General features: G+C 71.2%; 13 protein-coding genes. 11 read left to right on the top strand and 2 right to left on the bottom strand.

What is annotated here, in order from left to right; genetic code table 11:
- Positions 1 to 314: enoyl-CoA hydratase/isomerase family protein (locus KY469_21220; GenBank protein ID MBW3665624.1), on the bottom strand; the 314-nt coding region annotated here is incomplete at its 3' end.
- Positions 315 to 448: 134 nt separating this feature from the next.
- Between KY469_21220 and KY469_21225 the strand changes: the two genes are divergently transcribed.
- From KY469_21225 to KY469_21270, 10 genes are all read left to right on the top strand, one after another.
- Positions 449 to 1,240: an SDR family oxidoreductase gene (locus KY469_21225; GenBank protein ID MBW3665625.1), complete on the top strand. Its 792-nt coding sequence runs from the start codon at positions 449 to 451 to the stop codon at positions 1,238 to 1,240.
- Positions 1,237 to 2,868 (top strand): AMP-binding protein, encoded by a 1,632-nt coding sequence (locus tag KY469_21230; protein MBW3665626.1) that lies wholly within the window; start codon positions 1,237 to 1,239, stop codon positions 2,866 to 2,868. The genes KY469_21225 and KY469_21230 overlap by 4 nt, the downstream gene beginning before the upstream one ends.
- On the top strand, positions 2,868 to 3,719 hold the full coding sequence (locus KY469_21235; GenBank protein MBW3665627.1) for an LLM class F420-dependent oxidoreductase: 852 nt from the start codon (positions 2,868 to 2,870) through the stop codon (positions 3,717 to 3,719). Before KY469_21230 ends, KY469_21235 begins: the two co-directional genes overlap by 1 nt.
- 56 nt (positions 3,720 to 3,775) lie before the next feature.
- The gene (locus KY469_21240; GenBank protein MBW3665628.1) at positions 3,776 to 4,255 is read left to right on the top strand and encodes a nitroreductase family deazaflavin-dependent oxidoreductase; all 480 of its coding nucleotides are present in this window, start codon (positions 3,776 to 3,778) and stop codon (positions 4,253 to 4,255) included.
- Positions 4,256 to 4,320: 65 nt separating this feature from the next.
- Positions 4,321 to 5,907, top strand: coding sequence for a FadD3 family acyl-CoA ligase (locus KY469_21245; GenBank protein MBW3665629.1), 1,587 nt, complete (start codon positions 4,321 to 4,323; stop codon positions 5,905 to 5,907).
- Positions 5,904 to 6,707, top strand: a complete 804-nt coding sequence (locus tag KY469_21250; protein MBW3665630.1) for a hypothetical protein — start codon at positions 5,904 to 5,906, stop codon at positions 6,705 to 6,707. Before KY469_21245 ends, KY469_21250 begins: the two co-directional genes overlap by 4 nt.
- Entirely contained in the window at positions 6,708 to 7,895 is a 1,188-nt protein-coding gene (locus tag KY469_21255; protein ID MBW3665631.1) for an acyl-CoA dehydrogenase family protein, read from the top strand. It abuts the gene before it with no gap.
- On the top strand, positions 7,867 to 8,856 hold the full coding sequence (locus tag KY469_21260) for an acyl-CoA/acyl-ACP dehydrogenase (GenBank protein ID MBW3665632.1): 990 nt from the start codon (positions 7,867 to 7,869) through the stop codon (positions 8,854 to 8,856). The genes KY469_21255 and KY469_21260 overlap by 29 nt, the downstream gene beginning before the upstream one ends.
- A gap of 29 nt (positions 8,857 to 8,885) precedes the next feature.
- Positions 8,886 to 9,116: a ferredoxin gene (locus KY469_21265; GenBank protein ID MBW3665633.1), complete on the top strand. Its 231-nt coding sequence runs from the start codon at positions 8,886 to 8,888 to the stop codon at positions 9,114 to 9,116.
- Positions 9,117 to 9,202: 86 nt separating this feature from the next.
- Positions 9,203 to 10,147 (top strand): MBL fold metallo-hydrolase, encoded by a 945-nt coding sequence (locus KY469_21270; GenBank protein MBW3665634.1) that lies wholly within the window; start codon positions 9,203 to 9,205, stop codon positions 10,145 to 10,147.
- 22 nt (positions 10,148 to 10,169) lie between these two features.
- Here the strand turns inward: KY469_21270 and KY469_21275 are convergent, their stop codons facing one another.
- The gene (locus KY469_21275) at positions 10,170 to 10,523 is read right to left on the bottom strand and encodes a DinB family protein (protein ID MBW3665635.1); all 354 of its coding nucleotides are present in this window, start codon (positions 10,521 to 10,523) and stop codon (positions 10,170 to 10,172) included.
- Positions 10,524 to 11,032: 509 nt separating this feature from the next.
- On the opposite strand from KY469_21275, the gene KY469_21280 reads away from it, so the two are divergent.
- A partial coding sequence (locus KY469_21280) for a DUF433 domain-containing protein (protein MBW3665636.1) occupies positions 11,033 to 11,436 on the top strand: 404 nt, incomplete at its 3' end.

Consider the following 11,436-nt stretch of genomic DNA (forward strand, 5'->3'; position numbering starts at 1 on the left):
CCACCGAGACAGAACCCGTGCACCGCGGCGATCACCGGCACCGGGCAGTCGTACACGGCCGCGAACGCCACGTAGCAGCCGCGGTTGACCCCGACGAGCTCCTGCCCGGTGTCGTCGGCCGCCAGCGCCTTGACGTCGACGCCGGCGTTGAACCCCCGTCCCTCGGCCCGGAGGATCACCGCGCGGGTCTCCGGTTCCCGTCCCGCCTCGGTCACCGCCTGCGCGAGCTCGAACCACCCGGCGGCGGTCAACGCGTTCACCGGCGGAACGTCCACGACGACCTCGACGATCCCGTCGAGCCGGTCGCCTGCCAGCCGTTCCGTGCGTGTCGGCACGGGCACTCCCTGACGCTCCCTCAGATACCTCCGTGACCGTAGACCAGCGCGGTCCGTCGCTGCCAGCCGGCCGGGTTCCTGATGGGTCGTCAGATACGGCTACGGTGGAGCCCATGGGCGGAGGAGGACCGATCGGGATCGACCTGCACCAGCGGGTCACGCTGGTGACGGGCGGGACCCGAGGCATCGGGGCCGGGATCGCCAGCGCGTTCCTCGGGGCCGGTGCCGACGTGATCGTGTGCGCCCGGAACCAACCCCACGAGCTCCCAGCAGCGGGGGAGCGGCAGGCGCGCTTCGTGCAGGCCGACGTCCGGGACCCCGAGGATGTGGCCGACCTCGTGGAGACGGTCGTCGGGGACCACGGCCGGCTCGACGTCCTCGTGAACAACGCCGGGGGTTCGCCGGAGGTCGCGGCTGCGGACGCGTCCCCGCGGTTCTCCCGGGCCATCATCGACCTCAACCTGACGGCCGCCCTCCTCTGCGCCACAGCCGCGAACCGGGTGATGGCCGAGCAGGAGGACGGCGGGACCATCGTGAACGTCGCCAGCGTCAGCGGGCTGCGGCCGTCGCCAGGTACAGCCGCGTACGGTGCGGCGAAGGCCGGGCTGATCCAGCTCACCAGGAGCCTCGCCGTCGAGTGGGCCCCCAGGGTCCGGGTGAACGCGGTCACGCCTGGGCTCGTCCGCACCGACGCGGCGCTCGACCACTACGGCGGGGAGCAGGGTCTGACCGCCGTGGCGGAGACCGTCCCGCTCGGTCGCCTGGGGACACCCTGCGACGTCGGCCACGCGTGCCTGTTCCTCGCGTCCGATCTCGCCGCGTACGTCACCGGCGCGAACCTCGTCCTCGACGGCGGGGGGGAGCGACCCGCGTTCCTCGATGCGGCCGAGCGGTCCGCGCCGTGACCGCCGCCACCGTCCGGGAGCTCGTCCTCGAGCGTGCCGACGACGACAGCCCCGGCCTCGTCGCCGGCGCGCGATCGTGGAGCTGGCAGGAGCACACGGGCGAGGCGGCTCGACGGGCCCGTTGGCTCTCGGCCCAGGACCTGGCGCCGTCCGGCCACGTCGGCGTCCTGCTCGACAACGTGCCGGAGTTCTCGTTCCTGCTCGCCGGAGCGGCGCTCGCCGGCGTCCCGCTGGTCGGGCTGAACCCCACCCGGGGCGACGTCAGCCGGGACGTGGTGCGGACCGACTGCCGCTTGGTCCTGACAGACGGCGCGCACGCGACCCGCCTGGCCGGACCGGATCTGCCACCGGTCGTCGACGTCGGCTCGGACGCCTACCACGAGGCGTTGGCCGCCCTGTCGGCGGAACCACCGCGCTCCGACGTCAGCCCGGACGATCGCTTCGTCCTCGTCCTGACGTCCGGGACCACGGGCGATCCCAAAGCGGTCACGTGCTCGCACGGGAAGATCGCCCGCCAGGGATCGACGGTCGTGCAGATGGCGGGACTGGACCGCGACGACGTCGTCTACTGCGCGATGCCGATGTTCCACTCGAACGGCATCATCGCCGGCTGGACCCCGGCGCTGGCGAGCGGGGCCACGCTCGCTCTCCGCGACCGGTTCTCGGCCACGGGGTTCCTGGACGATGTCCGTCGTTTCGGCGCGACGTACGCGAACTACGTTGGGACCCCGTTGTCCTACGTGCTGGCCCAACCGCCCCGCGACGATGATGCCGACAACCCGTTGCAGGTCGTCTTCGGCAACGAGGCCGCGCCCGCCGACGTGGAACGCTTCGCCTCACGGTTCGGGTGCCGCGTGATCGAGGCCTACGGCTCGACGGAGGGCGGTATCAGCCTGGTCCGCACCGACGGGACCCCGCCAGGTGCCATGGGTGTGCCGATCGGTGAGGTCGAGGTGGTCGACCCCGGGACCAGGGAGCGCTGCCCCCCCGCTCGGTTCGACGACGCGGGACGCCTGGTGAACCCCGAGGAGGCGATCGGGGAGATGGTGAACACGACCGGCCGGGGCTCGTTCGAGGGGTACTGGGCCGACCGGGACGCCGAGCGCGAACGTCTGCGTGATGGCTGGTTCTGGTCGGGAGACCTCGCGTTCCGCGATGCGGACGGCTTCTTCTACTTCGCGGGCCGGTCGGGTGCGTGGCTGCGGGTCGGCGGAGAGAACCTCCCGGCCGCACCGATCGAACGCGTGCTGATCCGGCACGACACCGTGATCGAAGCGGCTGTGTACGGCGTCCCCGACACGGCCGCCGGTGATCGCGTCATGGCTGCCCTGTCGGTCGTCGACCCGCGGACCTTCGACGCCGATGGCTTCGTCCGATGGTTGAGCGAGCAGGACGACCTGGGCATCCGGTGGGTACCGACCTACCTGCGGATCGCACGGGAGCTGCCCCGCACCGGGACGAACAAGCTCGACCGCGCGACCCTCGAGCGCGAGGCGTGGCTCGGCGAAGGGGTGCTCGTCCGGGAGGGCGACCGCTTCCGGTCCATGGGCGACGCGGACGTCGACCGGCTGCACGCGGCACTCCGCGACAACGGCCGCGGCCACCTCGTGCCGGGGGTGAGGCACTGATGCGGATCGGGATCACGGTGATGGTCACCGACACGCTGACCGCGTCGATCGGGCCGGGGGAGCTCGCCCGTGAGGTCGAGGCGCACGGTTTCGACGGCCTGTACGTCCCCGAGCACACGCACATCCCGACGTCGCGTGCGACGCCGGCGCCGATGGGCGAGCCCCTGCCCGAGCACTACCGGCACCTGCTGGACCCGTTCGTGACCCTCACCGCGGCGGCGGAGGCCACCGACCGGATCCGCATCGGCACAGGGATCTGCCTGGTCGCCGAACGGGACCCGATCGTGACCGCCAAGGAAGTCGCGAGCCTGGACGTGCTGTCGGGCGGCCGGTTCGTCTTCGGGATCGGGTTCGGCTGGAACGTCGAGGAGATGGCGGACCACGGCGTGCCGTTCGGCGACCGGCGGGAGGTCACCCGCGAGCGGGTCCTCGCGATGCGGTCGCTGTGGCAGGACGACGAGGCGGCGTTCGAGGGCGAGCACGTTCGCGTGTCGCCCTCGTGGGCGTGGCCCAAGCCGGTGCGGTCGCCGCTGCCGGTGTGGCTCGGCGCCGGCCTCAGCGAGCGCAACCTCGCCCACCTGGTCGAGTACGCCGACGGGTGGATCCCGATCGGCGGCTCCGGACTGTCCCGTGGCATCCCGCGCCTGCGCGCGGCGCTCGAGGACGCCGGCCGAGACCCCGACGCGTTCGAGATCGTCCCGTTCGGCTCCACCCCGGAGGTCGGCAAGCTGGAGCACTTCCGCTCGATCGGCTGCACCGGGGTCGTGCTCGGTGCCCCGACCGGAGACCGGGACGCCCTGCTCGCCTTCCTCGAGCGTGCCGGGGCGGTCATCGAGGAGGCCGACCTGTGAGCGCGGAGCGCCGACGGTTCTCGACGGGTGGCTCCGTGGGCCGGTTCGCGCGCCGCATGGCGACGAGCCGCTGGTTCCGCCGCATCGGTCCCTGGATCGTCCCGCCCCTGGACCGCCTCGTGTCGAGGCTCACCGGGGGGCGCGTGCTCCTGGGGTCGGCGCTGCTGCCGATGCTGGTCCTGCACACCACCGGCCGACGCAGCGGGGAGCCGCGCACCACCCCGCTGGCATGCTTGCCGACCGACGAGGGGTTCTACGTCGTCGGTTCGAACTTCGGGCGGGAGTCCCATCCCGCGTGGAGCTACAACCTGATCGCGCACCCCCAGGCGGAGGTCGAGTTCCGCGGGGAGCGCATCCCCGTGCGCGCCCACCTGCTCGACGACGAGGAGCGCCGGGAGGTCTGGTCGCGCCTCACGGACCTGTGGCCGGCGTACGACGACTACGTGGGGGCTGCCGGGGGCCGAGAGGTGCGCGTGTTCCGGCTGCAACCGGTCGACCCGACCGGCGGTGCGGACCACCGCCTAGACTCGACCTGACGACCCGTCAGATCCGGGGAGGCCCCGTGACGACACCCGTGCTGGAGGCCGCGACGATCCCGGCGATGGTCCGGGCGGCCGGCCGTGCGTTCGGTGACCGGGAGGCCGTCGTCGACGGGGACCTGCGACTCACCTTCGGCGAGCTGGCCGCACGGGTGGACGATGCGGCCGCGGCCGCGATCGCGGCGGGCGTGCAGCCCGGCGACCGCGTCGGCATCTGGGCGCCGAACCACCACTCGTGGATCCCCGCGGCCCTGGGCGCGCTGGCCGCCGGCGGCGTGCTCGTACCGCTGAACACCCGCTACAAGGGCCGCGAGGCCGCACACATCCTCGACCGGGCCGGGGCCCGCGTGCTGTTCACGGCGACCGGCTTCCTCGACACCGACTACGTGGAGCTGCTCGCGGCGGCCGGCGTCTCGCTCCCCGAGCTCGACCTGATCGTCGTCCTGCAGGGCGAGGCTCCGGCGACGGTGGGGATCGGGGACGCGCAGGTCCCGGTCCGCACGTTCCAGGACCACCTCGCCGGCGCGGAGAGCATCGCCCGTGAGCTCCGCGACGAGCGCGCCGAGGCGGTCACCCCCGACGACATCAGCGACATCATGTTCACGTCCGGCACGACCGGACGTCCCAAGGGGGTGCAGGTCACCCACGCGCAGACGCTCGAGGTCTTCGAGGTGTGGTCGCGCCTCGTGGGCTTGCGCGAGGGGGACCGCTACCTCATCGTCAACCCGTTCTTCCACACGTTCGGGTACAAGGCGGGGATCCTCGCCGCCCTCATGCGGGGCACGACGATCGTCCCGCAGGCGGTGTTCGACGCGGATGCGGTCATGCGACTCGTCGAGCGTCAACGCATCACGATGCTCCCCGGCCCGCCCGCGCTCTACCAGTCGATCCTGAACCACGGGGACCTCGGCAGCCACGACATCTCGTCCCTGCGTCTCGCGGTGACCGGCGCGGCGTCGATCCCGGTGAGCCTGATCGAGCGGATGCACGAGGACCTCGGGTTCGACACCGTGCTCACCGCCTACGGGCTGACCGAGGCGACCGGGGTCGTGACCATGTGCCGGGAGGGTGACGACCCCAAGACGATCGCGACCACATCCGGCCGTGCGATCCCTCGGGTCGAGGTGCGCACGGTCGACGATGCCGGCCAGGACGTGCAGGTCGGGGAGCCCGGCGAGGTGTGGGTGCGCGGCTACAACGTGATGCAGGGCTACCTCGACGACCCCGACGAGACCGCGCGGACGATCACCGACGACGGGTGGCTGAAGACCGGGGACATCGGCGTGCTGGACGACCGGGGCTACCTCGACATCACCGACCGCAAGAAGGACATGTTCATCGTCGGCGGCTTCAACGCGTACCCGGCGGAGATCGAGAACGACCTGGTCGAGCACGACGACGTCGCGCAGGCGGCCGTGGTGGGCATGCCCGACGAGCGGCTCGGCGAGGTCGGCTGCGCGTTCGTGATCCCGCGGGCCGGCACCTCCCCGGACCCCGACGACCTGATCGCGTGGAGCCGGGAGCGGATGGCCAACTTCAAGGTCCCGCGGCACGTCGAGATCGTCGACGAGCTGCCCACCAACGCTTCCGGCAAGGTCCTCAAGCACGAGCTGCGGGACCGCGCCCGGACGATCGTGAGCACGTCGTGACGCTGCCCGACGCCACGAACGACTTCCCGGTCCACCTGGGCTCGATGCTGTTCACGCTGATCGAGCCCCACGAGGGCCACGAGCGCGACTACAACCGCTGGTACGAGCGCGACCACTTCTACGCCGGCTGCCTGGTGGGCGAGTGGAACTTCGCGGGCGGACGGTTCGTGGCCACCGCGGCGCTGAAGCGCGAACGGCTCCCGGCGGCGCCACCCCTGACGGGAGGCGACGGCAGCCGCGGATCGTTCCTGTCGCTGTACTGGATCCACCGAGGACACCACGACGACTGGGCGGCGTGGGGTGGACGGACGGTTAAGCGGCTGCACGCAGACGACCGGATGTGCCCGCACCGCGACCACGTGCACACGAAGCTGTACGCGTTCGACTGGGCGCTCGGCCGCGACCCGGACCCGGTCCCGGTCGAACTCGCACTCGACCACCCGTTCCGGGGCCTCGCGGTCCTCGCCGGGACGGCCACGCGATCGACGGCCGAGGTCGATGCGTGGTTCCGTGACACGGCGCTGCCGTCGGCTCTCCCGGGGTCCGGGGCGGCGCTGGTCGCGCGTTTCTCGCTCCTTCCGATGCCTTCGGACGCCCCCGGCGTCCCCCCGGAGACCGCGGACGAGGGCCGCTTCCTGCACCTGTACTTCCTCGATGCCGACCCGGCCGAGGCCTACGCCGGTCTCCTACCGGGGCTGGTCGACGGACTCGAGACGGAGGGGTTGGCTGAGGTCGAACTCGCTGCACCCTTCCACGCCACGGTGCCCGGCACCGACCGGTACGTCGACGAGATCCGCTAGATGGATCTGGCGTACACCCCCGAGCAGGAGCGCTTCCGGGAGGAGCTCCGGGTGTGGCTCGCGGAGGCGCTGCCCGAGCTGCCGCCTGAACCGGACCGTGACGACTGGCCGGCGCGCCGCGAGTACGACACCCGCTGGCAACGGATGCTCCACGACGCCGGGTACGCCGGCCTGACGTGGCCGGAGGAGGTCGGCGGCAGGGGCGCGTCGCCGACCGAGCACCTCATCTTCCTGGAGGAGACCGAGCGCGCCGGGGCGCCGTACGTCGGGGTGAACTTCGTCGGGTTGCTCCACGCGGGCCCGACGCTGATCGCCGAGGGTTCGCAGGCGCAGAAGCGGGCACACCTGCCGCGCATCCTGCGGGGTGAGGAGGTCTGGTGCCAGGGGTTCTCAGAGCCCGATGCGGGCAGCGACCTCGCGTCGCTCAGCACCCGTGCCGTGCGCGACGGTGACGACTACGTCGTGAACGGGCGCAAGATCTGGACCTCGCACGCCCAGGTAGCCGACTTCTGTGAACTGCTCGTCCGCACCGATCCCGACGGCGACAAGCATCACGGCATCACGTGGCTCATCATGCCGATGGATCGCCCCGGGATCGAGGTCCGCCCCCTCACGACGATCGCGGGGTCCGGCGAGTTCTCCGAGGTGTTCCTCGACGATGTCCGCGTCCCGGTAGCCAACCGTGTGGGCGACGAGGACGATGGCTGGCGGGTCGCGATGGTCACGTTCTCCTTCGAGCGCGGCACGGCGTTCGTGTCCGAGCTCGTCCAGACTATGGTGCTCGTAGAGCGCCTCACCGACCTCGCACGTGGGCTGCCGCGCGCCGGTGGGACCGCCTGGGACGACGCCGGTGTACGTCGCGAGTTCGCCCGCATCGTCGCGGAGCTCGACGCCCTGTGGGCGCTGACGAAGCGGAACGTCACTCAGGCGGAGGTCGACGGGACACCCGGGGTGGGAGGTTCGGTGTTCAAGCTGGCGTACTCCGAGCTGCGCCACCGTCTCGGGGATGCCGCGATGCGCCTCCTCGGTGCGTCGGGGCTGTCGCTGGAGGACATCGACAGCGTCGCCGGTGGCGAGCACGTGCGCGGGTGGCTCCACGCGATGTCGCTGACGATCGCCGCCGGGACCTCGGAGATCCAGCGCAACATCATCGGGGAACGTGTCCTCGGTCTCCCCAAACGGCGCTAGCGGAGAGGAGCGGACCATCCACTTCGATCTGGACGACACGGAGCGGTCGCTGCGCGACGCGATCGGTGACCTGTGCGCGGGCCGGGTCACCAGCGAGCGGGTGCGGGGTGCCGCGGACACCGGCGGTGTGGACCGCGACCTGTTCCGCGAACTCGGCGAGGCCGGGGTGTTCGCGTTGCGGCGACCCGAGCACGAGGGTGGGCTCGGTCTGGGCATGACCCACGCGACGGTGGTGTTCGAGCAGCTCGGCTGTTCGCTCGTCCCCGGTCCGCTGGTCGAGACGCACCTCGCGGCCGGGCTGGTCGACGGCGCCGCTGACGGCCGCACCGTGGTCGGGGCGCCGCTTGGCGACCTGTTCCCTGCGGCCGCCGACGTCGTCGTCGTTCCCCGCGAGGACGGTCTTTACCGGGTGGATGACCCGGCCGGGGAACCGATCGACCGACCGCTGGATCCCGTGACCCCGTTGCAGCTCGCCACCGCTCAGGACGGCGAACCGATCGCCGGTCCTGACGACGCCCGACGCTGGCGCCGGGAGGCGACCGTGCTGCGGTCGGCGTTGCTGCTCGGCATCGCGCTGCAGACGAGCGACGACGCGACCGCCTACGCGAAGCAACGCGAACAGTTCGGCGTCGCCATCGGCGCGTTCCAGGCGATCAAGCACCGCTGCGCGGACATGCTCACCCGCGCCGAAGTCACCCGAGCGTCCGTGTACGCGGCGGCCGCGACCCTCGATGATCCCGAGGTCGGCGACGTCGAACGTGCGGTCGCGGGTGCCGCGATCCTGGCAGCGGAGGCCGCGGTGCGCAATGCGAAGGCGAACATCCAGATCCACGGAGGGATGGGCTTCACGTGGGAGGTCGACGCTCACCTGTACCTCAAGCGCGCGGCCGTGCTGGCGGCGGCCGAACCCGCGGCCGGTCACGCCGAGGTGATCGCGAACCGCTTGGGCGCACACGCCTGAACGACGCTCCGACGATGAGGAGACGAGCCATGACACGACGACTCGAGATCGAGGTCGACAAGGACACCTGCATCAGCGCGGCGTTCTGCGTGGCGTCGGCCCCGGAGAACTTCGAGCTGGACGACGCCCGTCGCTCCCAGGCGATCACCTCCCCGGTCGAAGAGTCCCCCGAGGTCTGGGAGGCGCTGGAGGGCTGCCCGGTCGAGGCGATCAGCGCTCGGGACGCCGAGACCGGCGAACGCCTCTTCCCACCCCGGTGAGGGTGCGGGAGGACGATCCCGAGCGGCCGTGGACCGACGCCGGCGTCTTCGCGGCGGCCCCCGGCGTGTACCGGATCCCCTTGCCGATGCCGAACGACCACCTGCGGGCCGTGAACGTGTACGCGGTGCTGAGCGCGGGGACGCTCAACGTGATCGACTCCGGGATCGCGGATCGGACCTCGCGGGAACATCTCCGATCCGCCCTGGACGCGCTGGGCTGCCACCTGACGGACGTCACACGCTTCCTCGTCACCCACATCCACTACGACCACTACGCCCAGGCGCTCGCGTTGCGGGACGAGCTGGGCTCGCGCGTCGAGCTGGGTCGACACGAGGAACGCTCGCTCGTGGCGCTCGCCGAGGGGTACCCGCCGTTCCACGAGCAGGTGGCACAGCTCCGACGGTACGGGGCCGCCGAGATCGCCGAGGCCGTGGTCTCACGCGCCAAGCCCGGGGCGCGGGAGATGATCACGGCGTTCCCGGACAGGTGGTTGGAGCACGACACCGACGTCGAGGTGGGCGACCGGTCCCTCCGGATCGTCGCCACGCCGGGACATACGCGGGGCCACGTCGTATTTGAGGACGCGGTGCACGGGTTGCTCTTCGGGGGCGACCACGTCCTCCCGCACATCACCCCCTCGATCGGCTTCGAGCCGGTTCCGCCGTCGCTTCCGCTTGCGGACTACCTCGGCTCGCTGGGTCTGGTCCGAGCACGCGACGACGCGCGTCTCCTGCCGGCGCACGGCCCGGTCGCCGACAGCGTCCACGCGCGGATCGATGAGCTCTTCGCACACCACGACGAACGTCTGTCGGACGCACGGGAGGCGGTCGTCGACGGCTACGTGACCGCCTACCAGGTTGCGGAACGCCTGACGTGGACGCGGCGTGGCCGGAAGCTGGACGAGCTCGATCCCTTCAACACGATGCTCGCGGTCCTCGAGACCGGCGCGCACCTCGACCTGCTCGTCGCTCGCTCCCAGCTGTCCCGAGAGGAGAACGACGGGATCCTGGAGTACCGGGACTTCTCCTGAGACTGGGCACTGGACCGTCGAGCTACACGTCGCCGTGGCTCCACCAACCGGTTGCACCGTCGATCGCCTCGCGGATGAGGTCGGCGTGGCCGGCATGCCGCGCCGTCTCGGTGGTGACGTGCAGCAGGATCCAGTGCAGGGTTGGCTTCCCGGCGAAACCCGATGACGCCTGCGCGACGTCATCGAGGTCAGCTTCAGAGATGATGGCGTCGGAGCGGGTGATGGCATCCCGGTACAGCTGCCGCAGCTCATCGGGCGGATCGGCCAGGGCGCTAGTCCAGTCCGAGTTCTCATCGGAATCCCGATCGGCCGAGGCGAACGGCGCCGGCGCGGGCCGACCGGCGAAGACCTGGTGGAACCACCATGTCTCGACCATCGCGCAGTGTTTGAGCAGCTCGGTGGCGACATCCTCGTCACGCTGGTCATCACCGAGGGGCCCGCGAACGGGACGTGTACGTGCCGTCGGGCTCGACTGGGAACGGGTAGCCGCCGACAGCCGGCTCGAACCGACTCGTGGGAGGGTCTACTTTCACGGCCCTCGCCCCGCTCGCCGATCCCCGTCTTCGTCCGACGCTCGTTGCTGCACCAGGCCATGGCCCAAGCGCTGCTGTGGGACTGGATCTGGATCAACCCTGCCGCCGGAGCCTCCCCACCCAGGACACGAAAGTTCGAGATTCGCCCGCCCGAACCGGCCTGGGTGGCCGACCTGCTTACCTGGACCGAAACCAACAAGCCGCTGCTGTCGCGGAAACGCTGTCGGACATCATCGCGACCGGCAACCGGGGGAGTACCGGACCGCACCATGGCATCACGACAGGTACGGGAGAACACCCGTCCGTCACAGATGTCGGATACTTCGATGCGTCGGTCACGTACCCTGTCGGTATGGCCTTCGAGCGCATCACGACCGATCCTGCACGTATGCGGGGGCTGCCGTGCATCCGCGGCACAAGGATCACGGTGAGCGCGATCCTCGGCCAGCTCGCGGCCGGCCGCTCGGTCGACGGCTCGTTGCTCGCGGCGGGACAGTCGGCTCGGCCACAGGCCCACACCGCCCTCGCCGACGAACCCGTCGGGCTCCGGCGGAGCGGATCCCAACCGGCGCAGTACCTCGCCTCCCCAGAGCAAGCTGGACTCGGCAGTACCGAGGTCGAACCGCGCGAGCGTGGCGGCGCACTCGTCCGGGGTCATGTCGAGGCCGCAGGAACGGAAGAGGTCGGCGAGAGTCTCGGGCCCGGTCGCAGAGCGAAGCCCCTCGTACCGCACCTCCACGTAACGATCGGTCAGCT

It is taken from the genome of Actinomycetota bacterium (assembly GCA_019347575.1).
Taxonomy (GTDB): domain Bacteria; phylum Actinomycetota; class Nitriliruptoria; order Nitriliruptorales; family Nitriliruptoraceae; genus JAHWKY01.

What these genes read in the sequence shown, in the direction of transcription:
- KY469_21225 (MBW3665625.1), top strand. Translation starts at nt 449, where the DNA reads ATGGGCGGAGGAGGACCGATCGGGATCGACCTGCACCAGCGGGTCACG.
- KY469_21235 (MBW3665627.1), top strand. Translation starts at nt 2,868, where the DNA reads ATGCGGATCGGGATCACGGTGATGGTCACCGACACGCTGACCGCGTCG.
- KY469_21240 (MBW3665628.1), top strand. Translation starts at nt 3,776, where the DNA reads ATGGCGACGAGCCGCTGGTTCCGCCGCATCGGTCCCTGGATCGTCCCG.
- KY469_21245 (MBW3665629.1), top strand. Translation starts at nt 4,321, where the DNA reads ATGGTCCGGGCGGCCGGCCGTGCGTTCGGTGACCGGGAGGCCGTCGTC.
- KY469_21255 (MBW3665631.1), top strand. Translation starts at nt 6,708, where the DNA reads ATGGATCTGGCGTACACCCCCGAGCAGGAGCGCTTCCGGGAGGAGCTC.
- KY469_21265 (MBW3665633.1), top strand. Translation starts at nt 8,886, where the DNA reads ATGACACGACGACTCGAGATCGAGGTCGACAAGGACACCTGCATCAGC.
- KY469_21270 (MBW3665634.1), top strand. Translation starts at nt 9,203, where the DNA reads ATGCCGAACGACCACCTGCGGGCCGTGAACGTGTACGCGGTGCTGAGC.
- KY469_21275 (MBW3665635.1), bottom strand. Translation starts at nt 10,523, where the DNA reads ATGGTCGAGACATGGTGGTTCCACCAGGTCTTCGCCGGTCGGCCCGCG.